We start from the raw sequence: 25203 nt of genomic DNA, 5'->3' as shown, positions 1-25203 counted from the left end.
ATCACCAACGACCCCCAATCCCAGGAAAACTACTTCGCGACCTTCTTCGCCGCCGCAGCCTCAGCGCGCGCACGCCGCTTCTTCAACTCGTCGAACGGGTTAGCGGCCTCAGGAGAATCAGACGTCAACGCCTTACGCTCCTGAGGCGCGCCGCCAAGCGCCCTTAGCGTGTTCAACATGTGCGGCCCTAAATAGAGCACCTTGTTCAAGTCGGTAGATTCAATCTCGCCCTCATCGAACGCCCGCAAAGCCTCATCAATCCGGCCCGCGTACGTGCGAGCCAGTTCAACCGAAGCCAAATCGGAATCTTCAAGCCAATCCATTGCCTTCACAGACGCATCCACGGCTGCAACTAGCCCACGAGGCTTTTTCTGAGCCATAGACACCTCCTAAAACAATTGAAAAGACAAATAGAAACGCGTGATGGGGTCACGGGTCATCGGGGGGAGAGGACAGGTGCGGCCCGGGATCTGGCCCTTCCGACCGGCGCTCGTGATTGAAACGCCCCTACCCCTTGAGCCATTGCCGTGATGGCGTTCCGAGATCGGCGCTCACCATTTTGTTGCCGCGCGCCCGGTTACATTTCACGTGCGACGGCCTAAGGTTCGCCGGGTCGTAGGTGAGATGCGGATGCGTGGAGCGCGGGTGATAGTGGTCGACTTCGAACGCTTCAGGTATCGGCTTTTGGCCTTGCTTCCATCGAAGCGTGTAGTCGATGGGCTGCTGGCATATCCAGCAGGGCCGGTCATCGCTCGCACATGCTGAACGGTAAGACTCTTTGAGTTTCTTCCACGCACGCGAGGTGAGGGCACTGTCACGGGTTGCCATCGACCCTCCTCGCGCATGTAAAAAGCCACCTCGCTGGGTGGCTCTCAGGTGCACGGCACCTATCTAAGCAAAACTTATCATGCGTCATGTCAAGCATGTAACTCCTTGCTGCGTGTCGCCGCATGCTTTTTGAGCGCCTCAACACTGACCGCTCCGCGCCTCCCGCCGCTCCCAGGTAACACTCCATCGAGCTTGCCCGCTTGTATCGCTCTCGTGATCGTTGATTGCGAGACACCGAGGGCGCGGGCGGCGTCGCTGATACTGAGGGTGGCCCCGCTCGCGAGATGATCGGCGGGAGTGGTCTCGTGTCCAGCTCGGCACTTCACGTAGGGGCGGTCGGTCTGGTAGGCCCACTGCCTTTCGCCGCAAGAGCACTCCCCGGCGGGGATTCGTTTAACGCTGGCCCCGGCCATGGCTTCACCTTTGGCGGCGCTCGCATTGAGCTCGTCCACCATGTCAAGCGCCCACTCTTGAGCGGCGGCGAACGTGGCGTGACGGCGAAGATAGACCTCCACCTCATCGTCAATGAACTCACCCGTCTCCTCCTCGATGAGCCGCGCCCATCCGGCGAGTTGCTGCGTAATCAGATTGATCTGATCGAGCTTGCCAATATCGAGCGGAGCGGGGGGTGCCGCGTTTTGCGCTCGCGGGCCGCCGGTGCGTGAGCCAGGGAGGTAGGTTTCTCGTAGGTAGTCGCGGGCGGTATCGGCGCGGTTGATGGCGCGGATAACGCTTTGCGCATCGATCATGCCTGCTCCTCATCGTCGGTCTCTGTTTCGATTAGTTCGCTCATTCGGTTGAGGGCGTATTGTTTGCCGTTTCGGTGGCCGCGACGGTACTCGTCGATGGCGTGTTTTTTGAGCCGTTCGATTTCCTGTCCGAGCGTGCTTGCGAGTTCACCGATGGTGCGTTCGGTGCTGTTTCCGGTGAGGGTACGTGTTGTGGTGGCGGTGATGGTGATGTGGTTTTTGACCCGTAGCTGCCCTGTCCACGTTTCGAAGGTTTCGGTTTCCATGTCGATTCCGAACCGGTCTTCGATTTGGAGTATGACGAGGTCGCCGGTTGCGGGGTCGGTGTAGATGATGACGGGATATGCACGCATTGCCTTCTCCTTTTGGGCATAAGAAAAGCCCCGACCGTTTAGGCCGGGGCTTCATTTCGGGTGGGTTTAGTTGTGGGCTTACGGTTCAGGGTGGAACACGTTTAGGATTACAGCCCGTTTAGCTAGGTTGTCGATGAGGATTTCGCCGTCTTGGTCGTAGCAAAACGTCTGAACGTAGATTCCTGTAACGCGACCCTCAGCGCGGTCCCAGCATGGTTTTATTGCTGCGTCTGTTGGTATGCGGGTGAGGTCCACGCCGTACGCTTGCAATGTTTCACTGATGAGGGTTTCGTTCATTCTTCGTCTCCTTCGATGGTGACGGGCTTGGGGTTGCGTTTCATAAGGTCTTCGCGGCTGTAGCTGTCTACGTCGCCCCCGCGTACCCAGTAGGTAGCGTTATCGTTTTGTAGGCGCTTGTAGATGACTCCGTTTGCGTAGCAGAAACGGGTGAGTTCCCACGGTTCCGGTTCCGGGTCAGGTTCGGGCGAGTCGAGGAGTCGGTGTTCGGCGTTGGCGTTGCTTCCTTCGCATTCATGCACGTAACCGTAAGTGTTTACGGTGTAGAGGAAGGAAAGCGGGCCCCGTCGAATATATGCCTGTCCGCTTGGGACTTTGTCTCCTTTGACTTCGTGGGCGAGTTCCCATGCGGCGTCGAGTGCTTCGCGCGCGGTGGTGACGACAATGCATGGAGTGAACTGGTATCCCAACTTGTTGGCTTCGATAGCTGCCTCACGGGTCACGCTGCGGTGGGTGAGGTCGTCGACGTGTTCGACGATTCTGGATACTTCGCCGTACTTGCCGACAGCGTGTTTCGCGGTTTTGAATGTGAGGGTCATTCCTGCTCCTTGTATGGGTTGTCGGGGATTTGCACGGTGCCTTGCATCTCGATCTTGGCGGCGCATTCTTCCCACGCTTCGGCCTTCGCCTTGCGCACCTCTTCAGCGATGATGGGAAGAACGGCGGCGGCGATCTCGGCTGCCTCGTCAGTTCTAACGAAGGTCGAGTAGTAGCCGTATCCGCTGTAGGTGCCTGTCACCTCGTCCCGGATTTTCTTGGCCAGTTTGTAAGTGTCATGCATGCTGCTCATTTCTGCTCCTCCGGGTAGTGCTCCGTGATGAAGTTGCGGACGTCCCTAGCGATGAGTGTGGGACCCATTGGGCCTATCCACTCCGAGCCTTCGCCTTCGAACTCGCTCGCGTACTGGGTGAGGGCTTCGCGTGCTGCTTCGGCTTTTACCTGGTTGAGCCAGCGGTCGAACTCGTCTCCGTAGTGCTTCTGCTCCGACGCGAGGGTGCGGCCAACTTGGTAGGAGTCGAAGTTGCGTGTGTTGGCCAGCACGAAGTCTGCGCGGACCTCGCGCTCGCCCGGCACATACTCACTGTCGGTCATCGGGGACCTCCTTCACGTTGGTCACGTCGCGGTCGGTCAGAACGCCGCTCTCGTTTATGAGGCTTGAGCCGAGAAGCCCGACCGTCATGCCGAGCCGCCAGATCATGCCGATGCTCCGGTTTGGATCGATGAGCGTTGGGGACTCGCCGGAGTAGTCGGCCTTCCCCTTGATGAGCGCGGCGATCTGGCCGATGTTCTCTTCGGTGATTGTGGCGACGGTGACGGTTCGGACGGTCGTCACCTCGTAGGTCTTGAACGGGCTGTCAGTCATCTCGCTTCTCCTCGTCTCGTCGGGTGGTACGGGCCGCGGGCAGGGCGCGACGCATACCGGCGCGGTAGCGGTCGGCGAGGACCGGATCGACCCGTGCGAGCTTCGTCCAGTCGGTTAGGCCGTTCGGGTCGTTGTAGAACCCTGCGCAGGCGGCTTCGACCTCGGCGTCGGTCGGCTCCTGCGCGGCAAGGTGAGCGTGCGCCACGGTGGCGATCCTTGCCGCGATAGGGTCGACCACGAGTCGGCAGTCCTCGCACTCGTCGTATTCCCCAGGTTCGTGGACGCCCTCGAAAGTCCAGCCCTCCTCGTTTAGGATGCGCCCGATGCACTCGGCCAGTGTGTCGGTGGTGGTCATTCTTGCTCCTTGTAGATGTTGGACAACTCAACTACAGCACTGGACACTTCGCGGAGTAGTGCTTCCTCTAACTTTTGTAGGCTCGTCTCTAGGCGTTCGACGTGCCTATAAAGCGCGCCGTGCTCGCTAGTTTCGTTCATGATGTCGTTCTTTCTCTTACTTCACGGGTTCGTTGTGGGCGGGGCCGTCTGCATAAATTGTTATTTCAAACGGGCACGTGTGGATGGTTGCCACGTATTTTGTTGGGCACCCCTGGACTTGTCGCCAGTTCAACAACGGGGCCTGGCTAACGTCCCAGTCCGCGAAAACATTGAGGAAAACCGAGCCGTCTTCCATTACTGGAAGGTTGAAGTGTTCGCTGATTTTTGCAGTGATTTCGTTGCGGTAGTCGCTGAAGTTTTCCATGGTTTCGTCTTTCGATTTTGGTGCGGGGATGTAGGTCATTTCTGCTCCTTGAGGAGGTCTGCGAGTTTGTCTGCGAGTTCGGCCGCGATTGACGTGTCGAGGTGTGGTTCGAGTTCGGTGCGGATTGTTTTGGTGGTGTTGCACGTGTCGCAGAGTTCGCGAGGCGTGTCGGTTCCGCATTTGAGGCAGGTGGTCATTCGCGTGTCTCGCTTTCGGGGATTTCTGGGGCGGCTCGGCGGATTATTTCCGCGAGAACTTCTCCGAACTTCTCGTGGTACTGCGTATGGATGTTTACGGTGGATCGTTCACGGTCGGTTTCTTCGTCTCGTGTGCGCTCGGAGAGAACATCGAGCTCGTGCTGCGCTTTGCGCGCTTCCGTGCGCCAAAACTCGACGATTTTCTTCATTCCCTTCACTGTTTCCCGCTCGATGTCTCGCTCTCGGTGCCAGAGCATGGCGGTGGCGGTCATGATCGCGGTTGAGAGCCATGGGAGGAATTGATTCGGTATCGCGATGGCGCACGCGATGAAAAGCACGATCATGACCCCGTAGATCACGTGCCAGTGGCATTTCATGCTTCGTCGCTTTCTGTGTATCGGTCGTCTTCGGCGGCTTGTGCGTGCCAGTCGTCGCGAAGGTCTTGGAGTTCGGCGCGTTCACGTTGACGGGCGAGGTGTTCGAGGTGGGCGATGCGGTCAACGTGGTGGGTCATTTCGGGGCCTTTCGGTTGGTGCGGGCATAACGAAACGCCCCTACGAGGCCCGTAGGAGCGTCAGAAGTAAAGAAGTGGGTGCGAAGTAGCGCCTAAGGGGCGCTAACACGTCCTGAAGGCTATAGCGGCCCGCCTGTATGACTTTCCGGGTTGAGGAGCCATGCGAGATCGGCGAGGGTCATCGTTACCCACTGTTCGCCGGGCTTACCGTTCCCGTGGCGCTTATGCACCACAACACCGATGGCGGCGTTATCGTTCACGGCTTCGGCGCGGGCTTCGCTCGCCCAGCCCGCGAGGTTGATGCGGGTGGTGTTTTTGCATTCGATAACGATTCGCTCGCCATGGACGCGTACCCCGGCGATGTCGCCTCGGTCGCGTGCGCCGGTCTTCACTCGCCGATCAATTCGGTCGTCGACGCGGGCGGCGAGATAATCAGCGATTTCACGCTCGAACCGTGACCCGGCTGCTTTCGCGCTCGCTCTGCTGCGTGCCATTCGTGGTGTTCCTTTCGGTGATGCGCTCAGTGATGAGCTGGTGGAGGATGGTGGAGGCTGATACGGCTCCACTGGTTTCAGTAGCGACGTGGATGTCGCTTCCAGGGGTGAGGGCTTCGAGGACGCGGATTGTTTTCGCGAGCGTGTCGTGAATGCGCTCGTCGAGCGTCCCGGTCGCGACGAGCGTGACGAGCTCGACGGACGCGGTTTGAGAGATGCGGTGGATGCGGTCTTCAGCCTGCACGACAAGCGCCGGCGTCCAGTCGGTTTCAACGAACAGTGCCGTGGATGCTCTTGTGAGGGTGAGGCCTACGCCGGCGGCGGCGATTTGCGCGACAAGCACGTTGATGCCGCCGGCTTGAAACCGCTCGACGATGTCGTCTCGGGCGGGGCCGGTGACGGTGCCGTCGATCAGTTCCACGGACGTGTAGGGGCTTTCTTTGCGTAGCTGGCTGATGAGTGCTTCGGACACGTCGCGGTGCTGTATCCACACGATGAGAGGCTTGCTTGGTTCGGCGTTGAGGCGCGTGGTGACCCAGTCGGTTGCGGCATCCACTTTCGCGAGGCCGGTCGCCTTTCTGAGCTGCGCGACGAAGGGGAGGCAGTCACCGACGAAGCCCGAGATGTCATCGTTATTGGGGGTGCGGTCGAGGCTGTCGAGCCAGGTGTCGATCTTTTCGGCGAGTTCACGGTTTGCTTTGTCGAGGGTGTCTGTGTCGGGGGTGACCCAGTGAACGCTTCGACGCTTCGGTGGGAGTTCGGTGAGGACTTGGTTTTTGGTGCGGCGTGTCCAGACGTGCTTGTCGAGGATGGCGTGGAGTTCGGCGAGGGTTTTGGGGTTGGCGACGCGGGCCCCGAAGTGGTTTTCGTAGGTGTAGCGGTTGATGTATTCCCATGGTGTTTTGGCGAAGTGGTGGAGGTGGCCGGTCATGGTGAGGAGGGGGAGGAGGTCGAGGGGTGTGGAGATGATGGGGGTGCCGGTGAGGCAAAGGGTCTGCTTGGCGTACTGGGAAATGTGCAAGACCGCTTTGGTGCGTTTCGCACCGGGTGTCTTGTAGCGGTGGGCTTCGTCGAGGATGAGGAGATCGGGCTCCCACATCGCTAGTGGGTAGTCCAGTCCCCTCGCGACGATGAGGCTGTCGGGAACGATGACGGTGCCGGCGTTCGGGAGCTGGTCGAGTGCTTTCTTTTGGGTTGTTTTGTTTTTCCCGCTAATGGGGTTCTGTGGAGTGATTTTTATTAGCTCGCCGTTGATGTGTTCGTTGTTGTGGGTGCGGCGTGTTTCTTTTTCCCAATTGGTGGTGAGGATTGGGGGGCAGATGATGAGGGTGCGTTTTGCTTTGGTGATTCGTTGGACGGCGAGGGCTTGGAGGGTTTTGCCGAGGCCTGGCTCGTCGGCGATGAGTGTGTGTCCGGCGTGGGCTGCTTGGAGAGCCCCTTCGAGTTGGTAGGGGTAGGGGGTTGGTTGGAAAGTGTGCATGGTTGACTACTTCCTGGGGTGGTTAGGGGTGAGGGGTCTCCGAGCCCTGTCGCTCACCCCTTCCCTCCGGCCCCCTTAAAAGGGGGGCCGGGAAGGGGTGGTGGGCGACCCCTTCCCGGAAGGGGTGGGAAGGGGTGGGAAGGGGTCGTGTTTTAGTGGGTCCTGAACGAGTCGAGATCGCCCGCATATTCGGGCGATTCCGGGTCATTCACCGAGAGGTAAACACCGAGCGATCGGTACAGCCGGGCACTTCGTGGGCCAGGCTCGCTTGCCGCAAAACCACGCCGCACCAACTCGTTAAGACCTTCATCGGCTCGCCCCCATCTCCCGCCATAACCGAGACTTCTAAGGGTTTCAGCTACGCGAGTTTTAGAGAGTGGCTCGTCTGCCTCGGAAAGAACTTCGGAGATTTTTTCAAGGAATCGCAGATGGAAGATTTGCTGCTTTTCCTCGTCCGATAATTCGTTTTTCTGTGGCGGTTCAACAGTGATGCGTGTACCGTCGCCGCTGGAGTCAATGCGCACCCGCGCCGCCTCTTGCGTGCGGTCGGTTTTACGCCAACCGCCAGCGTGCGAGCGAACAACGCCAGGCCGGTCTTTCGTGACGCGCACCGTGAGATGCCCGTCGAGGCCAGGCCCGATTGCAGCGATCGGCTCGACGAGGAACGCGGCCCCGTCGATGGCGGCCATTTTGGCTTGGCCACCGATAGGGAAGCGGCCACGGTTCTCGGTACTTTTTACGACGTGGTCGACGAGAACGACGGCCGCTCCTGTTTCGCGCGAGAAGCGGCGAGGGACGGCGCGCATCCACTGGGTGATCTCGTCATTGTCGAGACTTGATTTTCCGTGAAGGTTGAGCGCCTCAGTCACGCCATCAAGGACCACGTAATCCCACGTTTGCGCCAGGAGACTAGCGAACGCTTCTTGCTCACGGAATGCGAGTGGCGAGGCGTCTGGCCGTACGTAGGCGAAGCGTGGGGCGCGTAGGTGGTCCTTGGCGGCTCCGATGGTTTGGAGCCTGTCGAACACGTCGAGGGCGTCGGACTCGAAGTCGATGTAGAGGACGCGCCCGCCGTTGATGAGCGTTTCGACTGCGACGTACTGCGCGACCCAGCTCTTACCGGATTCGGATTCACCAAAGACGGTGTGCGTCTTCCCTGGGTAAAGGAGTGCTGGTCCGTCTGTGCGGGCGAGGAGGCGCGGGGTGGGGCGCTTTAGTGTGCCGTCGAGGATTTCGTCAGCGTCGATTGGCTCCCATGACGCCTGATCTTCGTCTTCCGTGTTCGGGTCAAGCAGCGCGTCGAGCGAGCTGCTGTCAGCCTCCTCCACAGGTTGCGGGGTGGTGCTGGTGGGTGTTTCGGGTTGCTGGTCAAGGATTTCTCCTGTGGTCGTGTCGACGCGCCCGCTAGGGCCGGTCGCGTACTGGTCGAGGTTGATGGTGGGGGCGTGTTGTTCGGCGCGCTCACGGGCCGCCTGGGGGTCTGCTGCGCGTGCCTGGGCAACAGCCCATGCGAGGATGCCGCGCCACTCGTTGAGGGCCGCGTGTGGCGTGCGTGCCTTGCCCTGCTTCTCGCTCACGCCGTCGCTGGTGACGGCGGTGAGGAATGCGTCGCGTAGTTGCTGTTCGGCGTGGGCGGCTGGGTAGTAGCCTGCGGCTGCCTCTTTCAGTGCTCCGGTGAGGATGCTGGTGGCGCGCTGGTGGCGCGAGTCGCCTTCGCGCACGTATCGGTTGAAGGTTGCGACCCACGCGTCGATTTGTGCGTGGTTGTCGCCGTTTGTGTGTTCGGTGATGAATGCGCGGATGGTGGCGTCGCTGGCAACGTCTGCGGTGTCTGTCGTGTCGGTGAGTGCTTCGGCGATGGTGGCGGGGAGTTCGGGGACTTCGCCGACTCTCCCCCATGCGTAGTGTCCTTCTGGGTCGGGGTGGGTGGAGGGGGCGACGATGATGACGCCGTTGACGCCGCGAATGTCGCCCCAGCCGGCGGGGAGGTTTCCGAGGCCGTTTCCGAAGCGTCGGCCGGTGGGTTGTGTGTAGACGTAGTGGCGGCGTGCGAGGTCGTTGCGGCGTGTGTATTGGAAGGGTGCGGGGGTTTCGGTGAGTGCTTCGGTGAGGATGTCGGGGAGGTTGATGGGGGTGTCGACGTCGAGGACGATGCCGCCTGAGCGGCCGACGTGGAGGAACACGCCGGCGTCGGGGTGGTCCATCCAGGTGTCGGCGATGATTTGGGGGTCGCGGGTGGTTTTGGATTGCCAGCCGCGTCCGAGGATGGAGCCGGGGTGTTTGGTGCCGGGTTTGACGGGGCCGACGTACCATCCGGCGCGGGCGTAGGCGCACGCGGCGTTGAGGGCGTCGAGGCCGTCGATGGCGGGGATGGTGAGGGTGTGGTGTTGTGTTGCGGGGTGTGGCATGGTCACTCTCGGCTCCATAACAGTGAGGGTGTGTGGGCGTGTTTTTCGTGGTGCCCCGGCTTGGTCGTGAACCGTCGCCACACCACCCACCCCCAATGCGGGAGGGTTCTGGAGGTGGGGTGTGGTGCCGGGGCGTTTTTTTTGATGGCGCGAGAGCGTGTTTTATTCGATGTGCTCGCGCATGTACGCGACAACGGACTGGTCGAGCCCGAGCGCTTCAGCGATCTGCTCATCCGTGAGGCCGAGCATGATCATCGACTTCACCTTCTGCGACTGGTCACCCTGCTGCGTGGGCTGCTGCGCACCAGGCTGCGAGGCCGGTGCCTGCGCCTGTGCCGGCGCTGCCTGCTGTGCCTGCGGGGCGGTTTGCGCACCGTCGTTCAGCATGGCGCTCAAACCGGGCGTACCCGGCTCAATGTCGTACTGGTACAGCTTCGGAGCGTTGAAGCGAGGATTCTTCTTTTCGCCGTCAGCAACGTAGGTCGCGGTGATGCGGTCGCCCACTTGGGGGTTGCGTCCGAGGCGGCGAGCAGCGTCACGGAACGCGCGCAACTGGTCACCCCACCCCTTGATGTAAAGGTTGCGGTGACCGTCATCGTCAGGCCCTTCCTGCTTGCCGGTGTCGAACGTGACAACGATCTGCTGCTTTGGTCGCCCGTCCTGCCAGAACTCTGGCGTGCCGGTTTCGTAGTCGTTGACTTGGCGGGTGTCGATGGAGACGATCTCGCCTGCGTGGGTTTCGCCTACCGTCTCGAACTTTGCGGTTTTGCCGCCGCCGGCGAGGAGCTGGTCGATGCTTGCAAGAGTAGTGTTCATGATGTTTTCTGTGCTTTCTGTGGTTGGTTGGTGTTAAACAGTTCGAGCCCGCTTAGTGCGGGCTCGAAGTCTGGGTAGCGGGCGCAACTGAAACAGTCGGGATCTCGGTCGAGTCCGCTAATGAAGTTGTTGAGTTTCTCTGTGCCGAGTGTTTTGACAACTTCGATGCTGGTCGCGAGCTGGTTGACGCGTTCGAGAGCTTGGAGGGCTATCTGTTCGTCGTAGGGCTCGGACCAGAACACTGCTTGCGATAGTGATGTCGCGTTCCTTGGCAGGTGCGCTATCGCAACGGTGGTGACGTGGTGGCCTTTGTTTTGCCAGCCGCGCCCGTATAGGTGGGCCTGGATGCGGTAGACGGGTTTAGCGCCTTCGCGGCGTGCGGCGTTCAGTGTGGTGGTGCCGACGATCTTGTGGTCGATCACGGTGCCGCTCGGGACATGGAACAGGTCGCATGTGCCACTGATTGGCGTGTTGTTGATGTCGCCGACGGTGACGCGGGTTTCTGTTTCCCATGCGGGCCCGGCTTTCGTGAAGATCTCTTCTAGCTGGGCATGGACGGCGGTGCCGATGAAGGGTAGCCACGCGGTTTCTTCCACCTGCTGCCAGCCGGCGAGTTTCGCGGCGAGGCAGTGGGTGCATGGGTTTCCGATTTCGCTGGGCCCGATTCGGCGTTGAAGCGTTCGGGGTTGGTGTTTGATCGCGTCGTCGATGGTGCGCCGGTAGAGTCCCCACACGGTGTTGGGGTTGCTCATTTGATGCGCACCTGCGTGCCCTTATCCAGGTAGTAAGCGTCGAGGTCTGCTTCAGCGATGTGTTTCTTCACGGCGGTGGTGGAGATTTCCGCCGCATAGATTTCTGGATGCTTCGTGATGGGGTAGTCGGTGGCGAGGCGTTTCTTGTCGAGCTGCCGATAGTTGGCGACCGTGAGGGTGTGCTCGCCTACGGGGAGGCTGCCGTGGGTGTGGCCGAGCTCGGTGGCGAGGGCGAGGATTTTCGCGTCGTAGTCCTTGCGGACTTGTTCAAGGTTTTTTGCTTCGGTCGCGATTTTTTGTCGGTGCTGGATGAGCTGGTCGAGCTGGTCGAGTTGTTCGGGGGTGGGTGCGGTGTTCACGGGTTGATTCCTTTCTGGCGGGCTGTTGCTTCTGCGATTTCGACGCGGCGTTCCCATGCGTTGGCGAGGCGGTGGAGGGCGAGGGCGGTTGCGTATTCGGCCCATTCGTCTTTGAGGTAGCGGAGACTACTGTGCGCGTCTACGGCGCTGATGTCGGCGGCGATTTCGTCGAGGAGCGTGCACTCGGCTGTTTTGTAGTTGTTATCCATTACGCGGCCTTCACGATCTCGATGGGGGCGCTTGCGCGTGCTACTTCGTCGAGGCTGAACTCGAGTGCGAGCCGGCCAGTTTTCTTCGCGGGATGGTAGGTGGTTTTCGCGGGTGCGAATCCGAGTTCGCGGAGGATAGCGGTGACGGCCGCGCGGCCCGTCCTACCCGAGAGGACATACGCGGCCGGGTCCTCAGGCGACGAGGCGTGCACCTGCATACGGTTTGTTTCGCGGTCGTAGGCGAGGTAGACGGCGGCCGGGTCACCGATAGTTTTTCTCGCGGCCTGGTTGAGGAAGAGGTAGGTGGCGCTTTGTTTCGCGTTGGTTGAGATGGTGACTTGCGGGGCTGCGGTCGCGGCGGAGCGCTTGAGCTTGGGGAGTTTCATGAACGCCATTTCGGGGTGTCCTTTCGGGGTTTTTTCTTTGTGGTTTTGCGTTGCTTGTCGACGGCTCCGGGGATGAACTTTGCGGGGTCGCCGTACATGTAGCGGTCGAGCGGCTCGGCCATGGGTGTTGGTGGTTTGGGTGGCTTGATGCCGTTTGCTTGCGCCCATAGCCGGGCGATTTCTTCATCAATGTCGGTCAAGATTCACCGTTTCTTCGCGCCAAAGCTCGTACTGTTCGACGCCGAGGGCGATACCGAAACGAACAGCGAATACGAGTAGCGCGAGGATGGCGACGCGCGCGAAATATGTCGCGGTAAGGGAGATGAACAGCAGCATTAGCGCCTCACCCTCTTCTTGGCCGCGAAGGTTGCGCGGATGAGCTCGTGGCCGTAGGAGCGGTAGTGGGTGGCGCGGTGGGTGTTGGTTTTCATTCGTCTTCTTCTTTCTCGCACCACGCGACGAGGTCGGTGTGCATGATCGTGATTCGCCTGGCGCGCATGGCGGCTTTGAGGATGTTGCCTTCAGTTCGGCGGGTGGCCTTGCGCAGGTAGCTGGTGCTGAATGGCACGACTTGCGCTGCTTGTTCGAGGTCGTAGGCGATGCGGCTCACGCGAGCCTCCATTCGTGCGTGCGCCTACCTGAAGGTGTTTTCCCGTAGGTGGGGATTCCGTCGGGGTTGCGGTTGTAGGTGACGATGTGTTCGCGTTCGAGTTCGGCACGGGCGGTGCGTAACCGTTGCCCGCTGTACACGTGCGTTTTCGCGTTCACGAATGCTTCGATCTCGTGGTCAGCGGCGACGCCGAGCTCGCGGAGGGCTTCTTCTACCGCGACGTGGGCGTTCGAGTAGAGCGCGGTGGTCGCGGCTTCGTGGCTCGTGGCTGGGTCGGTGGTTCGGGCGTATTTGGTGGTCATTCGTCTTCTCCGTATTGGATGTATTCAGCGACGTCGATCAGCGCCCCTGAGTGTTGGATGAAGGGGACGAGGGCGGCGATGATGTCCCAGCGGCGTTGCGCGTCCCGGTTGTCGAATCGGACTAGCTCGGGCCGCGCGTGAGGGAGCGGGCGGGGCGGTTGAGGAACTGGCATGGTGGCTCCTTTGGGGCATAAGAAAGGCCCCCACCCGGTGAAGGGTGAGGGCCGGTCGAAGTGAGGGTTAGGCAGCCAAATCGATGTCGGCTGCGGCTGCCACCGGGGCGTTTTCTTTTACCGGAAGCGCCCACCTGCTCCACCCGTAGGCTGTGAATGCACGTAAACAGCGAAGGGAGGTGAGGCAGATGGGCAAGATCAGTGATGAACTCAAGCGGAAACTTGAGGCCGACCCGAACGACGTGGACGCGATCGTTCAGGCGATTGCGCAGCTGGAAGATCAGCGCGATTCAGGACTAGCGGCAGCTAGGCGAGTGGTTGGGCTCTAGTCCCAAGTGTCCAGTACCCGCATTCCCCTCTCTTCCTGTGTTTGGTAGGGAGAGAGGGGGATGCCTGCACGCTCGAGCTCTTCGCGGGCAACGATGTACGCGATATTGGCGACGCTGGAAGCGTAGGTGGCTGCGATTTCTTCACTGGATGCGAACGCTTCGCCTAGGTTCTTGCGGGCTTCAAGTTCACGAGGGTTAGTCATTTCATTTGCTCCTTACTTAGGTGTGGGTAGTCGGTCGGTTTGCGTGACGCTCGCTCGTCGCGTAGGAGATCGACGAGCGTGAGGATTGAGAAGACGGCTCCCGCGACGGCGATGGCGGCGCAGATGACGGTAAAAAGGGTCACGCTCTCACCGCCTGTGCGAGGACTCGCTTCACGGCTTGTTCGCCGGTGGGGTCGATGTGGGCGGTGGTTTTTGCGTTGAGACCGTTCCACCAGTCGAGGTAGTGAACGGCGTGGGTGCGTAGTTGACGTTTGGAGAATCGCAGTCCTTCGCTGGCCGCGATCTCCCTGACGTAGCGCATGGCGTCGCTTAGCGACATAAGAAGCCTCCTAAGGGGAGTGCTGTGGGAAGCCACAGGCTTTAATGAACAAAGACGTTTATTGAAGGCCACGGGAGTGGGAGGAAAACCAATGTTGGAAGCTGAACTTAGGGTCAGAGACTTCAAGATCCACGTTGAGGGTGAAGGGCCCGTGAGATCGGTGGTGTCACTCTTTGAGGGCTTTGACGAGGCGTTCGGCGTAAGTGGCCGGGTCAAGACTCGAGTCCTTTATCGTCTCGGTGACCGTCGACGGGTTGCATACAATCTTTTCGTCACACCCGAGGACCTGTCCCTGACTCTCACCGGCGAGGGTGCCGACACCATCGAGGGCTTCCAGAACGTGACGGAGAGCTTCGTTGAGCGTTTCCGTGTGACTGGGGTCGCCTTGATGCCGGATTTCGAGGACATTAGTTTGGGGATTGAAGTTGATCGAGATCATGACTGACTCCTTTGGGTGTTAGGCGACGACGGCCAGGTGAGGTGTGGGGTTCATGCCTGCCCACACTGTTTCCATGAGGTCGCGGTCTTGGTTGGTGTATGCGAGGACGTCGCGGACTTGGCCGTTGGAGAGGTTCATGGGGCGTTTCTCGGGGGCGACACCGTGCTTGTCGATGTAGGCGGCTTTGAGGCGTTTTCCGAACGTGGGGGCCTTGGAGCGGAGCTGTTTTGCTGAAAGGCCCTTCTCCTTTAAGAAGTCCTGGGTGTAGAGGGGGCGGCGAGACTCGTCTAGTTCGGCGTGCTCACCCATGCCGCGCGCGAGAATGATCCGCGCTTTCGCTTCGAGATGATCCGGGTGGATGAGTCCCTTCGCGGCCTGACACAGTTCCATTTGTGCCTGGGCTTGGAACATGAGCGCGCGCATTTGGTGTTCGGTGGCGCGGGGGTTGATTGCGCCGCCGTTGTGGAAGTAGTTGTCGAGGGCGTCGGCTGCTTCGCGTTGGAATGTTTCGACGAGGTTGCGGGCGCGGTCTGATTTGAGGCGTGTGGTGTCGATGGTGGCGAGCCACATGGTGAAGGTGCGGCGGTCGACGGTGACCATTTCGTAGGTCTTACCGTCCGCGCCGGTCATTGCCATCATGGCAACAACTGCCCACGAGGTCCGTTCAAGGCGGCGATACTGGGCGGTGTAATCAATTCCCATCGCCTCGCATACCGGGCGGAGGGCAACACGGATCGTCTCGCCGTCTTTCGCGGCGGCGATACTCGTTCCGTGAAACGGGATGGACTGAAGAAACATGAGAAAACCTTTCGTGGGGGTGCCGTGGGGGCCACGGACTTGGAGGGGGATCAAATAAGGGGGGTTAGGCGGCTTCCTCGCGGTAGTAGTCCGCCGCGTCACTGCCTAACTCGAGGGCGATCTTCTTGGTCTGAGATGCCGTGAAATCGCCGTCCTTGAGTCTTCGTAGGAGGGTGGTTTTTGCAATGCCCGTAGCGTCGGCCACGGCTGAAATCGAGAGCCCTTTGCTCTTGATATCCGCCATGACTCGGCGGGCGATGTGGTCTGTGCTTGCGGTCATGGCTAAACGGTAACGGTCCAAATGGACCGGATGCAAGCCGAACTACACGGGTGTAATGCATGTCACGATAGTCACACTTTCCCGCCAATACGGACCGGAACCGTGCTATGCGGCTACCGTTGGACTTATGGACGCAGAGAAATACATGCGCGCGCTCGGCGTGGAAATTGCCGCCCAGATGTCTATCGCTGGCGTGACGCAAAAAGCGCTAGTGGAGCGCACGGGCATCAGCGAATCGACGCTGCGGCGCTACATCAAAGGCACTCGCGATGTTCCTGCATCGTCACTCTTGGCAATTGCGCGTGAGATAGGTGCACCTGCTCACGAGCTCGTGGAGCGGGCCGAGCTTCGCTACGACCGCCAATCAACCCCCACCCAATCCGACTACGGCCTAGCCGCTCACACCGCACCTAACCGTGGCAAAGCTTTGCGCGACCGCATGAACGCGGAGCAAGAAACACCCGAGCCGTTCTATGACGGCGATGAACCCGCATAACAAGAAAAGAGAGACCCTCATGAAGAAAGCCCTTATCCCGATTGCATGCCTCGTTCTAGCGCTCGCAGGCTGCTCAAGTGGCAGCGACAATGACGCCGCACCATCAAAAGAAACGACCGCCGCAGCAGCAAGCAGTGAAGCAGGCACCAAAGAGGCTGCGAGCGAAGAGAGCGCCAACGATGAAGCCCCCGCTCCTACAGACCCGTTCAAGCCAGGGGATACTTTGTCGGTCACTGACGATAATGGCACTGTGGTAACCGTCCATCTGACCGATGTTGGCATTCCAAGCGATTTCAAGGAAGTGCATGATTCACTCCCTGCATTCAAGGATGATCCCATCGAGGGTGTGACACTAACGATGGACGTAGATAACCGTAAGAGCGATCAAGAGTTCTACCTAGAAACGGTGTATCTCTACGATGCCGAAGGGAACGAGTACGAGTTTTATTCAGTAGGGCAGCTTCTCGACGTAATCGAGTTCAATATTGATGAAGCAACGAATAACGCTGAAAACTGGAGTGATTATTACGATCAAGTTTCTGCGGTGAGCGAGAACTACCCAACTAGCGTGCGCCCTTCTGCGAAGAAGGAAGGCATTGTCTATGTAGGTAAGGAAGTCCCCGATGAGATTATGGATGTCCAAGTAGATGGTACGTATGTAACTGGCGACACGTGGGAGCGCCAGTAGCATCCCGTCTTTAAATGTCTCACCCTCCCGCAACATTGGGAGGGTGAGTTTCTATAACCCTTGGGACCATTTGCACGCCACGTTTCCTAGCGTGCGCGTCGAGTTCGCGCGCCTTGACGGGCGGTGTGGCGAGACGAACGGCCGCGACCTAATCCGGTTGGATAAGCGCCTGCTTCAAGTAGAGCGGCGTTGCACTCTCGCCCATGAGCTCGTACACCTCGAGGCGGGCGAGGGGCGGCCCTGTAGCGCTTCCCGCGAGCGCGAGGTGAACCAGATAGCGGCGGCGCGCCTCGTGCCGTTTGAGGCGCTCGTGAAGGCCGCTAGGTGGGCGCGTAGCCCTCTCGAGCTTGCTGAGGAGCTGTGGGTGACGCCGCTCATGCTTGAGGCGCGCTGCGAGACTCTCACTGCGTCGGAACTGTTTGCGGTTGCAGGGGTCGAAAATGAATAGGTCAATGTCTGGTCTGTTCAAAGAAGGGTTACAAGAAGGGTTACAACCCGCCACTTCAGTTTGCGTAAAGAGAACCCCCACCGGGTGTTTGTCCTGGTGGGGGCCGCTTTTTTGTGGAGCCTCCTGCCGGAATCGAACCGGCGACCTATTCATTACGAGTGAATCGCTCTACCGACTGAGCTAAGGAGGCGTGTGCTTCGCTCACGCGTCGCGCACGAACCACAACTTTACGGGAGAAACGGCCCGGGTGCCAAACTGTGTCGGTGATGGACCGGTCACATCTCGTGCGGGGTGACGTGCATGCCGCCCCGCTGACCCGGGCTCAGTTTCTACTCACATTTCGCGCCGTCGTCCGGGACCTTGTCCTCGAGAAGGTACGCGTCGACCATCTCCTCGATGCAGCCACCCGAGCGACTGTAGGCGGTGTGGCCGAAGCCCTCCCAGGTGAGGAGAACCGAGTTGTCGAGCTGTTTGTTGAGGGATTCGGCCCACGCGTACGGGGTTGCGGGGTCGTGGGTTGTGCCGATCACGACGATGGTGCTCGACCCCTTCGCATGGATTTCCTTGGGGTAGCGCACGGGCTTCGCGGGCCAGTTCGCGCAGCCGTCCTCTTCGGTGCCGAGCGACGGACCAAACGTCGGGTATTTCTTTGCGAGGCGTTCGCTTTCGGCCTTGAGCCACTTTTCGTCGGTTACCCCGACGTGGTCGAGGCAGTTCACGGCGGCGTTGGCGAACGTGCTGTTCGACTTGAATGAGCCGTCTTCTTCGCGTTCGTTGGCGAGGTCGGCGAGCATGAGGAGGACGTCGGCGGAGTTGTTGGCCTTGGCGCTTTCGATCCCGAGGGCGACGTATTCCCAGGTCTCGTTGCTGTAGAGGGCGGTGAGGATCGCTGTTGAGGCGAGGGTCTCGTTGAGCTTGCGGCCGCTCGCCGTGGGAATGGGGTTCTTTCCGGCGTTCGTCATGAAGTCGCGAAGCTGCTGAATGCCGTCGTCGACGCTGCCCGTGAGGGGGCAGCTGCCGCGTTCGTTCTGGCACCAGGTCACGAAGTCTTTAATCGCCTGCTCGAAACCGGCGGCCTGCCCGGCGACAATCTCGTTTGTCGTGAGCGCTGGGTCCATTGCGCCGTCGAGGATGAGGTGGCCGGTGCGCTCCGGGTACATTTCGGCGTAGGTGGCGCCGAGGTACGTGCCGTACGAGAAGCCGAGGTAGTCGAGCTTTTCGGATTCAACAGCCGCGCGGATCACGTCCATGTCGCGCGCTGCGGAGTACGTGTCGACGTACTGAATGCGGTCACTGGACTTCGCTTTGCAGGCTTTCGCGAGCTTGTCGGACCACTCCTTCGCTTTCTTCTTGCCTTCCTCGGTGTCGGGAAGGTCTGTTGACAGCATCTCGTCAGTCTCGGCATCGTCGAGGCACTGGACACCGTCGGAATCCTTCACCCCTCGCGGGTCGAAGCCGATCAGATCGTACTGTTTGCGCACGGTGGAGCTGATCGTCATGGAGCCGTAGGCGGCGACGTGTTCCGCACCCGAGCCGCCGGGGCCGCCGGGGTTGATGAGAAGTGAGCCCTTCTTGTCGTCGCCCGTTGCGGGAACGCGCGTGAGCAGGAGTGAGAGGGTGGCACCTTCGGGGTCGTTCCACTTGAGTGGGACCTCGATCGTGGCGCATTCGGCACCTTGATATTCCGCGCGTTCGCATTTTCCCCAGTCGGCGCGCTGGTCGTAGAACTTCTTCCAGCGCTCGTCCTTTGCGGGATCGGCGCCGAGATCGTAGGCGGCGGATTCGACGACGGGAGCGATCGATTTAAGGGGCGCCATGCCTTCCGTGCCGTAAGCCTCGGAGGTCGAATTCTCGAGCTCCTTGATGGCTTTTTCGGCATCTTTCTCGAAGTTGCCGCTGCCTGCGGCTGCCGAGTTACTTGGCGTGGCCTTGTGCCCCGCTTGGATGAGTGCTCCGCATCCACTGAGTGAGAGCGCGGCAAGCGTGAGGGCGCTGAGGGCGGCGGCAGCACGTGCGCGCACGCCGAAGCGGGAGGGGTGAGTGGGTGTCACGAAGAAACCTCGCGGATCGTTGGGAAGGCGAATTAGCTGCCATTATTCAATCACGCGGTGCCGTGTGTCACCGTCAGACTCTCCCAGTTGGCGTTCTGGCATCGGCATGGGTAGAGTATTTCCGCCCGCCCCGTTCGTCTAGCGGCCTAGGACACCTGCCTTTCACGCCGGCAACACGGGTTCGAATCCCGTACGGGGTACAGCATGAAATCGCCCACCAGAATTGGTGGGCGGTTTCGTTTTAACGACACGTGCGCGGGGTCCGACGTCTGCTCGCCTTCATCGCGCGAACTTTGTGAGTGTGCTCAAGGAGTGCCAGCTAGGGTGGAGGTACGCGGTCCCTCCTCGATGACGCCGAGGCGATTGATCGCCCCTACTCCTACCCCACGAGATAAGGACAGGACGAATGAGCACTTTTGATCCGAACCTTCCGAGCACGAACGAAGCCGGTGCCGTGCGCGAATCCGATGCTCACTCGCTGAGCGTTGGCGCGAATGGACCCCTCCTTCTTCACGACGTGAACCTTGTGGAGAAGCTCGCCCGCTTTGACCGCGAGCGCATCCCTGAGCGCAGCCCCCACGCGAAGGGCTCGGGCGCTTTCGGCGAGCTCCGCGTGACCGAGGATGTTTCCCAGTACACGAAGGCGAAGCTTTTCCAGAAGGGTCAGAAGACTCCGATGCTCGCCCGCTTCTCGACCGTTGCCGGTGAGCTCGGCTCGCCCGACACGTGGCGTGACGTGCGCGGGTTTGCGCTCAAGTTCTACACGGAAGAGGGCAACTACGACATCGTTGGCAACAACACCCCCGTCTTCTTCCTCCGCGACCCCATGAAGTTCCCCGACTTCATTCACTCGCAGAAGCGCCTTCCCGATTCGGGTCTGCGCGATGGCACCATGCAGTGGGACTTCTGGACCCTCTCGCCTGAGAGCGCTCACCAGGTCGCATACCTCATGGGTCCGCGTGGTCTTCCGAAGACGTGGCGCCACATGAACGGCTACAGCTCGCACACCTACATGTGGGTCAACGAGGCTGGCGAGAAGTCGTGGGTCAAGTATCACTTCCACACCCAGCAGGGCGTCGAGTACCTGTCGAACGAGGAGGCGACCCGCATTGCGGGCGAGGATGCCGATGCGCACCGCAAGGACCTCTTCGAGGCGATCAAGAACGGCGATTTCCCGAAGTGGGATGTGTCGGTGCAGATCATGCCTTATGAGGACGCGAAGACCTACCGCTTCAACCCGTTCGACCTCACGAAGACCTGGTCGAAGAAGGACTACCCGCTCATCAAGGTGGGCGAGTTTGAGCTCAACCAGAACCCCGTGAACCACTTCGCGCAGATCGAGCAGGCGGCCTTCAGCCCCTCGAACCTTGTTCCGGGCATCGGTTTCTCGCCCGACAAGATGCTTCTCGGCCGCGTGTTCTCCTACCCGGATGCACAGCGTAACCGCCTTGGCACGAACTACAACCAGCTGCCCGTGAACCGCCCGGTGAACGACGTCAACACCTACTCGAAGGAAGGGGCGATGGAGTTCTTCCACTCGGGCGATGCTCCCGTGTATGCCCCGAACTCCTTCGGTCGCGCTTACCAGGATGAGCAGGGCCCGGTAGACAACGGCTGGGAGTCCGACGGCGAAATGGTGCGCGCCGCGTACACCCTCCACGCCGAGGACGACGACTTCGGCCAGGCCGGCACCCTCGTGCGCGAGGTGTTTAGCGACGAGGAGCGCGAGGAGTTCGTGAACACCGTCGCGGGCGCCCTCGACGGCGTGATCGAGCCCGTGCTCTCGCGCGCATTCGAATACTGGAAGAACGTTGATCAGGAGATCGGCGAGCGCATCGAGAAGGCCGTTAAGGCCAACGCGGGCGACGCCGAGGTTCCCGGTAGCGTCCAGTAACGCACGACTCAGAAGTTCGGCCCCGTTCCTGCCACGTTCGGTGGGGGCGGGGCCGACGCTTGCCTCCACCAAGGCGTTTTGGAATTCTTGTGGCATGGACGCCATGAGCCGTGCAGAATTCGAGGCTGCGGTTGACGACGCCCTCGATTCGCTGACGCTCGATGTCGTCACCCAGATTGCCGATTCGAACACGGTGATCCTCGTAGAGGAGGAACCCGAGGGCGATGAGGAGCTGCTCGGAGTGTTTGACGGTGTGCCGCTCACGGAGCGCGGTCATTTCGACGGTCTCATGGAGCCGGGCCGCATCATCGTGTTTCGCGGCCCGCTCACGCGCATGGCTTCAAGTCGCGAGGAGCTCGAGGAGCAAATCCGCGTGACCGTGCTCCACGAGGTCGGTCACCTCTTCGGAATCGAGGAGGAGCACCTGCACGCGCTCGGCTGGGGCTAAACGATCAGGACGTCGGCGGGGGAGTCCGCGATCACCGTTTGAATGGTGTTGCCGAGGTAGCGAGGGTCGTCCGTTCCCCCAAAGCGGGCCCCGAGCACGAGGGTGTCCGCGCCAGTTTTCTCAATCTCGGTGATGATTGCGTGGGCGACCTCGTCGCCGTCGTCGATGTGCCTGGTGCGAGAGTCGACATCGCGCACGCCCGCGCGGCGCGCCGTCCGCACCGCGAACGCGAGCTGCTCCGCGCTCGCATGTCGAGGATCCGATTCGACAGAGTCGCGCACGACGTTCACGAGATGCAGGGAGGTGCCGAACTGCACGGCGCGCTCAATTGCGGCGTCGAGTGCTGCCTCGCCCTTGGGGGTGGGGATATAGGCCACGAGGATGCTCACCGTCGATCTCCTTCAGTGTTCCGTCTTCGGCTGTGGGGTGTCGCGTTCTTGCCCGCTGAGTTTTTGAATCTCGTCCATCACTCTGTCCGTGATCGCGCGGCGCCTGCGGTTTTCAGGCAGGGAACGATCGATGTCGCTGAGGTCGATGGGGGTGCCGATGCGCACCTCGAGTTTCGCGCGCCGCGGGCGGGGGAGGGTTTTTCCGGGCACGAAGAGCTTCTCGGTTCCCACGAGCCCCACGGGGATGATGGGCGCCCCCGTGTGTTCTTCGAGCCACGCGACACCCGTGCGGCCGCGGCCGAGCCTGCCCGTTTTTGAGCGTGTGCCCTCGGGGTAAATCGCGAAGACTTCCCCTTCATCGAGTACTTCGCGGGCTTTTTCGAGCGAACCTTGCGCCGACTTCAGCGTTCCACGTTCGACGGGAATCGAGCCCACTGTCTCGAAAAAGCGCTGTTTGATGCGGGCCGTGAGCCCGCTCTTGTGCCAAAAATCGGCTTTGATGATGTAGCGCACCTTGCGGTTGAACACGACCGGCACGAGGAATGAATCCACATTCGCGAGGTGGTTCGCGGCAATGATCACGGGGCCGGTCTCGGGCACGTTCTCGAGTCCCGTGACCTTCGGCCGCCACCACGCCTTAATCATTGGGGCGACGAACGTGTGGGCGGTTTCGTAAAACACCGGCCTGCTCCTTCGGCTCGCTCTCTCGCACATGCGCCTCGCGCATGTTTCTCAGCGTAATCGCTCGGAGGTGCAGTTCCTAATGCGGGCCCGCGTGTTTAATGGATGGGGGTCCGACGGTTGCCCGGCAGGCGTCGGAACCCTTTTCGAAAGGTGCCCCCGCCACGACCGGAAGGATTTCGCTCATGCCCTCGAAGATTAACGTTGCCGTTGTGGGGCTCGGGACGAGCGCGCAAGCGGTGCACCTGCCGATGCTTCAGCGCCGCCACGATCGCTTCCAGCTCACCGCGGTCGTGGATATCTCGCCGCGCCGACTGCGCGAGGCCGCCGAAAAGTGGGGCATTGACGAGGAGCGCCGCTACGGCAGTGTGAAGGACCTGATGGCGGCTGCGCGCAGCAAGGACGTTGAGCTGGATGCGGTTGTGTTCAGCGCCGACGGCGTGAAGGGGGAGGATATCCTCCAGATCATCAAGCGCGGCATCCCTGTTCTCGTCGAGCCGCCCGTCGCGTATGGAACCGAGGAACTTCAGGCGATCGCCGAGTTTGAGCAGATGGCCGGGCGTCCCCTCGTGATGCTCGCCTACGGCGCTGTGTACGACTCCTCTGTGAAGTTGCTCGTGGAGGAAAATCAGGCGCGCGACCTGCGCACCCTCGAGTTTGAGACGCTCATGCCGGCGAGCTCCGTGATGCACGGTAAGCACCACGTGACGTCGGCCGCCTACGATTTGCCGTCGGAGCAGCGCATTGAGCGCCGCGAAAACCTCAAGGACGCCGTCGAGAAGGGGGCGGGGCCCGGCGCGAATCAGCGCGACCGCGATATTTACGTGAAGGGGTTGCTCACGGGCGTTCTCGCACAGCTCGCCCTGATGCGCGCAACCTACGGTCCGTTGACCGAGCTGCACGGGGTGCGCCACTGGCCCGAGCAGGTGATTCCCGGCTCGATCGAGGTGCTCGGCGCGCTCGAGAAGGGCGTGCACGTTCGCCTCGTGTGGCACTACCTGCCGTTTGCGCCCGAGTTCCACGATGCGATTCGTGTCGTGACGAACCGCAGGCAGGGCCGGGTCGAGATCCCCGCTGTGGCAGATCTCGATACGCGCGGCTCGTTCACGTTCACCCAGAAATCCGACGGCGCGATTGTGAAGAGCGAGCGCCTCTCCGAGCACTCGCCTGCCTACGGCCTTCACGAGGCGTTCTACGCCTTTGTCGCGAAGGGAAAGGCACCCGCCTACGGTCTTTCCGAGGCACTCGAGGATCTCGAGATTTCACGAACGATCCTTGCCGAGCTCGCGCTCGTGGACGGCCGCGACATCAACGAGGCTCCCGAGGCCGAAGGCGAGGCTGACGACAACGAAGGCCGCGGTCACGGGGCTGAGGCGCGCGAGGGGAGCACCGTCGTCGCCGAGAACCCGCTCACGGAGACGCCTATCGCAACCGCGCCGGAACCGGCCGAGGACGAGTTCGCGGCCGTGAGCTCGAAAGGTGCCGAGCAGGGCGAGGTCGAGATTTCCGAGCAAAGCGCACCCGTGCAAGCGGAGTCCAGCGAGGCGGAGGGTGCAGGCGGGAACGAGCCCAGCGGGGCGTAGCCCACACGCCGCGGCGCGACACGCCGAAGGGCGGGAATCACACAAGAATTTTTGGGGACGTCGATGCGGATCGGCGTCCCCAATTCGTCGTGGAAAACCCCGGAAATTCACCAACGAACACAGGTTGTCCACAACTCCATCCACCGTCGAGCGCGCCTGCGACGTGCATGGTTCGTGGATAACACCATCGCTGTTCACCGCGCGTTCACATGAGGCCACAGCGTGTCCACACACCATCCACATCACATTCGTGTAATTCAGTACATCTTGTGGTGTTCCCATCGATCTGCCACTAGGTGTAGTGTTGGGGACGTTGGTTCGCGCAGCCCCACAGTTGGGCTTCACGTCCCCCGTGAACACGAAGAACACCCCGCATTTCGAAAGGCCTCTCATGGAGATCACCGTCTACACCAAGCCCATGTGCGTCCAGTGCGACGCCACCAAGCGCGCCCTCAACAAGGCTGGCCTCGAGTACACGCTCGTGGACATCACCGAGGATGCCGCGGCCCTCTCGCACGTCAAGTCGCTGGGCTTCATGCAGGCGCCCGTCGTGACCACCGTGAACGATGCCTGGTCGGGTTTCCGCCCCGACAAAATCAAGGCGCTCACCGCGCAGGCGAGCGAGACTCGCCAGGCTGCAGGCTTCTAAGCATTTAAGCGTCGTGACCTTTCGCCATGAGTAAGCTCGTCTACTTTTCGTCTGTTTCGGAAAACACCAAGCGATTCATCGAGAAGCTTGAGCTGCCCGAAGGGAGCGTCGCGCGCATCCCGCTGCGGCGCACTGAAGAGCCGCTCGTCGTTGACGAAGACTTCGTGCTCATGGTGCCCACCTACGGTGGGGGCAATACAGGGGGAGCGGTCCCCAAGCAGGTTATTCACTTCCTCAACGACAAGCGCAACCGCGCACACATCAAAGGCGTGATCTCGGGAGGGAACACGAACTTTGGCGAGGCATACTGCATTGCCGGCGACATCATCGCTCGCAAATGCAACGTGCCGCACCTCTACAAGTTTGAGCTCCTTGGGACGTCAAGGGACGTCACCACAGTCAAAGAAGGGTTGGAACGGTTTTGGCAGAGCTAACCG

General features: G+C 60.8%; 45 protein-coding genes and 2 tRNA genes. 10 read left to right on the top strand and 37 right to left on the bottom strand.

Translation table 11 applies throughout. From position 1 onward, the window contains the following. Positions 1-29: 29 nt before the first annotated feature. The 27 genes from HMPREF1484_RS01155 to HMPREF1484_RS11400 form a co-directional block, all read right to left on the bottom strand. A complete protein-coding gene (locus tag HMPREF1484_RS01155; RefSeq protein ID WP_016663183.1) occupies positions 30-380 on the bottom strand; it encodes a hypothetical protein in 351 nt (116 codons plus the stop codon). A gap of 127 nt (positions 381-507) precedes the next feature. Next, positions 508-828: an HNH endonuclease gene (locus HMPREF1484_RS01150; protein ID WP_016663182.1), complete on the bottom strand. Its 321-nt coding sequence runs from the start codon at positions 826-828 to the stop codon at positions 508-510. Positions 829-917: 89 nt separating this feature from the next. Then, a complete protein-coding gene (locus tag HMPREF1484_RS01145; protein WP_016663181.1) occupies positions 918-1577 on the bottom strand; it encodes an excisionase family DNA-binding domain-containing protein in 660 nt (219 codons plus the stop codon). Then, positions 1574-1930, bottom strand: a complete 357-nt coding sequence (locus HMPREF1484_RS01140) for a hypothetical protein (protein ID WP_016663180.1) — start codon at positions 1928-1930, stop codon at positions 1574-1576. The genes HMPREF1484_RS01145 and HMPREF1484_RS01140 overlap by 4 nt, the downstream gene beginning before the upstream one ends. A gap of 78 nt (positions 1931-2008) precedes the next feature. Continuing rightward, positions 2009-2227 carry a hypothetical protein gene (locus HMPREF1484_RS01135; RefSeq protein ID WP_016663179.1) on the bottom strand — a complete coding sequence of 73 codons (219 nt, stop codon included), beginning with the start codon at positions 2225-2227 and terminating at the stop codon, positions 2009-2011. Further along, positions 2224-2766 (bottom strand): hypothetical protein, encoded by a 543-nt coding sequence (locus HMPREF1484_RS01130; RefSeq protein WP_016663178.1) that lies wholly within the window; start codon positions 2764-2766, stop codon positions 2224-2226. The genes HMPREF1484_RS01135 and HMPREF1484_RS01130 overlap by 4 nt, the downstream gene beginning before the upstream one ends. Further along, the gene (locus tag HMPREF1484_RS01125) at positions 2763-3017 is read right to left on the bottom strand and encodes a hypothetical protein (protein WP_016663177.1); all 255 of its coding nucleotides are present in this window, start codon (positions 3015-3017) and stop codon (positions 2763-2765) included. Before HMPREF1484_RS01125 ends, HMPREF1484_RS01130 begins: the two co-directional genes overlap by 4 nt. Further along, positions 3014-3319, bottom strand: coding sequence for a hypothetical protein (locus tag HMPREF1484_RS01120; protein ID WP_016663176.1), 306 nt, complete (start codon positions 3317-3319; stop codon positions 3014-3016). Before HMPREF1484_RS01120 ends, HMPREF1484_RS01125 begins: the two co-directional genes overlap by 4 nt. Further along, positions 3306-3590, bottom strand: coding sequence for a hypothetical protein (locus HMPREF1484_RS01115; RefSeq protein WP_016663175.1), 285 nt, complete (start codon positions 3588-3590; stop codon positions 3306-3308). Before HMPREF1484_RS01115 ends, HMPREF1484_RS01120 begins: the two co-directional genes overlap by 14 nt. Beyond that, on the bottom strand, positions 3583-3945 hold the full coding sequence (locus HMPREF1484_RS01110; RefSeq protein ID WP_016663174.1) for a hypothetical protein: 363 nt from the start codon (positions 3943-3945) through the stop codon (positions 3583-3585). The genes HMPREF1484_RS01115 and HMPREF1484_RS01110 overlap by 8 nt, the downstream gene beginning before the upstream one ends. A gap of 156 nt (positions 3946-4101) precedes the next feature. Next, complete coding sequence (locus HMPREF1484_RS01105; protein ID WP_016663173.1) at positions 4102-4389, bottom strand: hypothetical protein; 288 nt, start codon at positions 4387-4389, stop codon at positions 4102-4104. Further along, on the bottom strand, positions 4386-4547 hold the full coding sequence (locus HMPREF1484_RS11620; RefSeq protein ID WP_016663172.1) for a hypothetical protein: 162 nt from the start codon (positions 4545-4547) through the stop codon (positions 4386-4388). The genes HMPREF1484_RS01105 and HMPREF1484_RS11620 overlap by 4 nt, the downstream gene beginning before the upstream one ends. Beyond that, positions 4544-4924 (bottom strand): hypothetical protein, encoded by a 381-nt coding sequence (locus HMPREF1484_RS01100; protein WP_016663171.1) that lies wholly within the window; start codon positions 4922-4924, stop codon positions 4544-4546. The genes HMPREF1484_RS11620 and HMPREF1484_RS01100 overlap by 4 nt, the downstream gene beginning before the upstream one ends. Further along, positions 4921-5061: a hypothetical protein gene (locus tag HMPREF1484_RS11615; protein ID WP_016663170.1), complete on the bottom strand. Its 141-nt coding sequence runs from the start codon at positions 5059-5061 to the stop codon at positions 4921-4923. The genes HMPREF1484_RS01100 and HMPREF1484_RS11615 overlap by 4 nt, the downstream gene beginning before the upstream one ends. Before the next feature lie 119 nt (positions 5062-5180). Next, positions 5181-5555, bottom strand: coding sequence for a hypothetical protein (locus HMPREF1484_RS11105; RefSeq protein WP_016663169.1), 375 nt, complete (start codon positions 5553-5555; stop codon positions 5181-5183). Then, positions 5503-7035, bottom strand: a complete 1533-nt coding sequence (locus tag HMPREF1484_RS01090; protein WP_016663168.1) for a DEAD/DEAH box helicase — start codon at positions 7033-7035, stop codon at positions 5503-5505. The genes HMPREF1484_RS11105 and HMPREF1484_RS01090 overlap by 53 nt, the downstream gene beginning before the upstream one ends. 152 nt (positions 7036-7187) lie before the next feature. Then, positions 7188-9443: a bifunctional DNA primase/polymerase gene (locus HMPREF1484_RS10720; protein WP_016663167.1), complete on the bottom strand. Its 2256-nt coding sequence runs from the start codon at positions 9441-9443 to the stop codon at positions 7188-7190. Between the two features lie 162 nt (positions 9444-9605). Further along, the gene (locus tag HMPREF1484_RS10715; protein WP_016663166.1) at positions 9606-10259 is read right to left on the bottom strand and encodes a hypothetical protein; all 654 of its coding nucleotides are present in this window, start codon (positions 10257-10259) and stop codon (positions 9606-9608) included. Next, positions 10256-11011: a hypothetical protein gene (locus HMPREF1484_RS01075; RefSeq protein ID WP_016663165.1), complete on the bottom strand. Its 756-nt coding sequence runs from the start codon at positions 11009-11011 to the stop codon at positions 10256-10258. Before HMPREF1484_RS01075 ends, HMPREF1484_RS10715 begins: the two co-directional genes overlap by 4 nt. Continuing rightward, positions 11008-11370: a hypothetical protein gene (locus HMPREF1484_RS01070; protein WP_016663164.1), complete on the bottom strand. Its 363-nt coding sequence runs from the start codon at positions 11368-11370 to the stop codon at positions 11008-11010. Before HMPREF1484_RS01070 ends, HMPREF1484_RS01075 begins: the two co-directional genes overlap by 4 nt. Next, on the bottom strand, positions 11367-11579 hold the full coding sequence (locus HMPREF1484_RS01065) for a hypothetical protein (RefSeq protein WP_016663163.1): 213 nt from the start codon (positions 11577-11579) through the stop codon (positions 11367-11369). Before HMPREF1484_RS01065 ends, HMPREF1484_RS01070 begins: the two co-directional genes overlap by 4 nt. Beyond that, complete coding sequence (locus HMPREF1484_RS01060; RefSeq protein WP_016663162.1) at positions 11579-11974, bottom strand: hypothetical protein; 396 nt, start codon at positions 11972-11974, stop codon at positions 11579-11581. The genes HMPREF1484_RS01065 and HMPREF1484_RS01060 overlap by 1 nt, the downstream gene beginning before the upstream one ends. Beyond that, positions 11962-12165 carry a hypothetical protein gene (locus HMPREF1484_RS11410; protein ID WP_147594861.1) on the bottom strand — a complete coding sequence of 68 codons (204 nt, stop codon included), beginning with the start codon at positions 12163-12165 and terminating at the stop codon, positions 11962-11964. Before HMPREF1484_RS11410 ends, HMPREF1484_RS01060 begins: the two co-directional genes overlap by 13 nt. Then, on the bottom strand, positions 12152-12301 hold the full coding sequence (locus tag HMPREF1484_RS11405) for a hypothetical protein (RefSeq protein ID WP_016663161.1): 150 nt from the start codon (positions 12299-12301) through the stop codon (positions 12152-12154). Before HMPREF1484_RS11405 ends, HMPREF1484_RS11410 begins: the two co-directional genes overlap by 14 nt. A 91-nt stretch (positions 12302-12392) precedes the next feature. Further along, entirely contained in the window at positions 12393-12575 is a 183-nt protein-coding gene (locus tag HMPREF1484_RS01055) for a hypothetical protein (RefSeq protein ID WP_016663159.1), read from the bottom strand. Beyond that, complete coding sequence (locus HMPREF1484_RS01050; RefSeq protein WP_016663158.1) at positions 12572-12877, bottom strand: hypothetical protein; 306 nt, start codon at positions 12875-12877, stop codon at positions 12572-12574. The genes HMPREF1484_RS01055 and HMPREF1484_RS01050 overlap by 4 nt, the downstream gene beginning before the upstream one ends. Then, on the bottom strand, positions 12874-13050 hold the full coding sequence (locus HMPREF1484_RS11400) for a hypothetical protein (RefSeq protein WP_016663157.1): 177 nt from the start codon (positions 13048-13050) through the stop codon (positions 12874-12876). The genes HMPREF1484_RS01050 and HMPREF1484_RS11400 overlap by 4 nt, the downstream gene beginning before the upstream one ends. Positions 13051-13238: 188 nt before the next feature. On the opposite strand from HMPREF1484_RS11400, the gene HMPREF1484_RS11395 reads away from it, so the two are divergent. After that, a complete protein-coding gene (locus HMPREF1484_RS11395; protein ID WP_016663156.1) occupies positions 13239-13379 on the top strand; it encodes a hypothetical protein in 141 nt (46 codons plus the stop codon). Here HMPREF1484_RS11395 and HMPREF1484_RS01045 read toward each other — a convergent pair. From HMPREF1484_RS01045 to HMPREF1484_RS01025, 6 genes are all read right to left on the bottom strand, one after another. Continuing rightward, positions 13376-13582, bottom strand: coding sequence for a hypothetical protein (locus tag HMPREF1484_RS01045; RefSeq protein WP_016663155.1), 207 nt, complete (start codon positions 13580-13582; stop codon positions 13376-13378). The genes HMPREF1484_RS11395 and HMPREF1484_RS01045 overlap by 4 nt on opposite strands. Further along, complete coding sequence (locus HMPREF1484_RS11390) at positions 13579-13725, bottom strand: hypothetical protein (protein ID WP_016663154.1); 147 nt, start codon at positions 13723-13725, stop codon at positions 13579-13581. Before HMPREF1484_RS11390 ends, HMPREF1484_RS01045 begins: the two co-directional genes overlap by 4 nt. After that, positions 13722-13922, bottom strand: a complete 201-nt coding sequence (locus HMPREF1484_RS01040; protein ID WP_016663153.1) for a hypothetical protein — start codon at positions 13920-13922, stop codon at positions 13722-13724. The genes HMPREF1484_RS11390 and HMPREF1484_RS01040 overlap by 4 nt, the downstream gene beginning before the upstream one ends. Positions 13923-14088: 166 nt before the next feature. Beyond that, a complete protein-coding gene (locus tag HMPREF1484_RS01035) occupies positions 14089-14361 on the bottom strand; it encodes a hypothetical protein (protein WP_016663152.1) in 273 nt (90 codons plus the stop codon). Between the two features lie 18 nt (positions 14362-14379). Beyond that, entirely contained in the window at positions 14380-15159 is a 780-nt protein-coding gene (locus HMPREF1484_RS01030) for a phage antirepressor N-terminal domain-containing protein (RefSeq protein WP_016663151.1), read from the bottom strand. Positions 15160-15223: 64 nt separating this feature from the next. After that, complete coding sequence (locus HMPREF1484_RS01025) at positions 15224-15439, bottom strand: hypothetical protein (protein ID WP_016663150.1); 216 nt, start codon at positions 15437-15439, stop codon at positions 15224-15226. A gap of 127 nt (positions 15440-15566) precedes the next feature. On the opposite strand from HMPREF1484_RS01025, the gene HMPREF1484_RS01020 reads away from it, so the two are divergent. The 3 genes from HMPREF1484_RS01020 (at position 15567) to HMPREF1484_RS01010 (ending at position 17071) form a co-directional block, all read left to right on the top strand. Beyond that, positions 15567-15935 carry a helix-turn-helix domain-containing protein gene (locus tag HMPREF1484_RS01020; protein ID WP_040386346.1) on the top strand — a complete coding sequence of 123 codons (369 nt, stop codon included), beginning with the start codon at positions 15567-15569 and terminating at the stop codon, positions 15933-15935. 19 nt (positions 15936-15954) lie between these two features. Beyond that, the gene (locus HMPREF1484_RS01015) at positions 15955-16623 is read left to right on the top strand and encodes a hypothetical protein (RefSeq protein WP_040386345.1); all 669 of its coding nucleotides are present in this window, start codon (positions 15955-15957) and stop codon (positions 16621-16623) included. A gap of 91 nt (positions 16624-16714) precedes the next feature. Beyond that, positions 16715-17071, top strand: a complete 357-nt coding sequence (locus HMPREF1484_RS01010; protein WP_051120590.1) for an ImmA/IrrE family metallo-endopeptidase — start codon at positions 16715-16717, stop codon at positions 17069-17071. 114 nt (positions 17072-17185) lie between these two features. Here the strand turns inward: HMPREF1484_RS01010 and HMPREF1484_RS01005 are convergent. Further along, positions 17186-17261: transfer RNA gene (locus HMPREF1484_RS01005), tRNA-Thr, on the bottom strand. 139 nt (positions 17262-17400) lie between these two features. Then, on the bottom strand, positions 17401-19122 hold the full coding sequence (locus HMPREF1484_RS01000) for an alpha/beta hydrolase (protein WP_016663146.1): 1722 nt from the start codon (positions 19120-19122) through the stop codon (positions 17401-17403). Between the two features lie 127 nt (positions 19123-19249). Between HMPREF1484_RS01000 and HMPREF1484_RS00995 the strand changes: the two genes are divergently transcribed. The 3 genes from HMPREF1484_RS00995 (at position 19250) to HMPREF1484_RS00985 (ending at position 21464) form a co-directional block, all read left to right on the top strand. After that, positions 19250-19322, top strand: a tRNA-Glu gene (locus HMPREF1484_RS00995). 206 nt (positions 19323-19528) lie between these two features. Beyond that, positions 19529-21016 carry a catalase gene (locus HMPREF1484_RS00990; RefSeq protein ID WP_016663145.1) on the top strand — a complete coding sequence of 496 codons (1488 nt, stop codon included), beginning with the start codon at positions 19529-19531 and terminating at the stop codon, positions 21014-21016. A gap of 94 nt (positions 21017-21110) precedes the next feature. Next, positions 21111-21464: a metallopeptidase family protein gene (locus HMPREF1484_RS00985; RefSeq protein WP_016663144.1), complete on the top strand. Its 354-nt coding sequence runs from the start codon at positions 21111-21113 to the stop codon at positions 21462-21464. Here the strand turns inward: HMPREF1484_RS00985 and HMPREF1484_RS10710 are convergent. Continuing rightward, on the bottom strand, positions 21461-21853 hold the full coding sequence (locus HMPREF1484_RS10710) for a universal stress protein (RefSeq protein ID WP_016663143.1): 393 nt from the start codon (positions 21851-21853) through the stop codon (positions 21461-21463). The genes HMPREF1484_RS00985 and HMPREF1484_RS10710 overlap by 4 nt on opposite strands. A gap of 12 nt (positions 21854-21865) precedes the next feature. Further along, on the bottom strand, positions 21866-22534 hold the full coding sequence (locus HMPREF1484_RS00975) for a 1-acyl-sn-glycerol-3-phosphate acyltransferase (protein ID WP_016663142.1): 669 nt from the start codon (positions 22532-22534) through the stop codon (positions 21866-21868). Between the two features lie 185 nt (positions 22535-22719). Between HMPREF1484_RS00975 and HMPREF1484_RS00970 the strand changes: the two genes are divergently transcribed. The 3 genes from HMPREF1484_RS00970 to nrdI all read left to right on the top strand — a co-directional run bounded on the left by HMPREF1484_RS00970 (position 22720) and on the right by nrdI (position 25200). Further along, positions 22720-24117, top strand: coding sequence for a Gfo/Idh/MocA family protein (locus tag HMPREF1484_RS00970; RefSeq protein ID WP_016663141.1), 1398 nt, complete (start codon positions 22720-22722; stop codon positions 24115-24117). Between the two features lie 391 nt (positions 24118-24508). Then, the gene (gene nrdH, locus HMPREF1484_RS00965) at positions 24509-24766 is read left to right on the top strand and encodes a glutaredoxin-like protein NrdH (RefSeq protein ID WP_016663140.1); all 258 of its coding nucleotides are present in this window, start codon (positions 24509-24511) and stop codon (positions 24764-24766) included. Between the two features lie 26 nt (positions 24767-24792). Continuing rightward, entirely contained in the window at positions 24793-25200 is a 408-nt protein-coding gene (gene nrdI / locus HMPREF1484_RS00960; RefSeq protein WP_016663139.1) for a class Ib ribonucleoside-diphosphate reductase assembly flavoprotein NrdI, read from the top strand. Positions 25201-25203: the final 3 nt, after the last annotated feature.

This window comes from Dermabacter sp. HFH0086, assembly GCF_000413375.1.
In the GTDB taxonomy this organism is placed as follows: Bacteria; Actinomycetota; Actinomycetes; order Actinomycetales; family Dermabacteraceae; genus Dermabacter; species Dermabacter hominis.
Note: the sequence above shows the minus strand (reverse complement) of the source record. Positions and strands in the feature narration are given on the sequence as shown.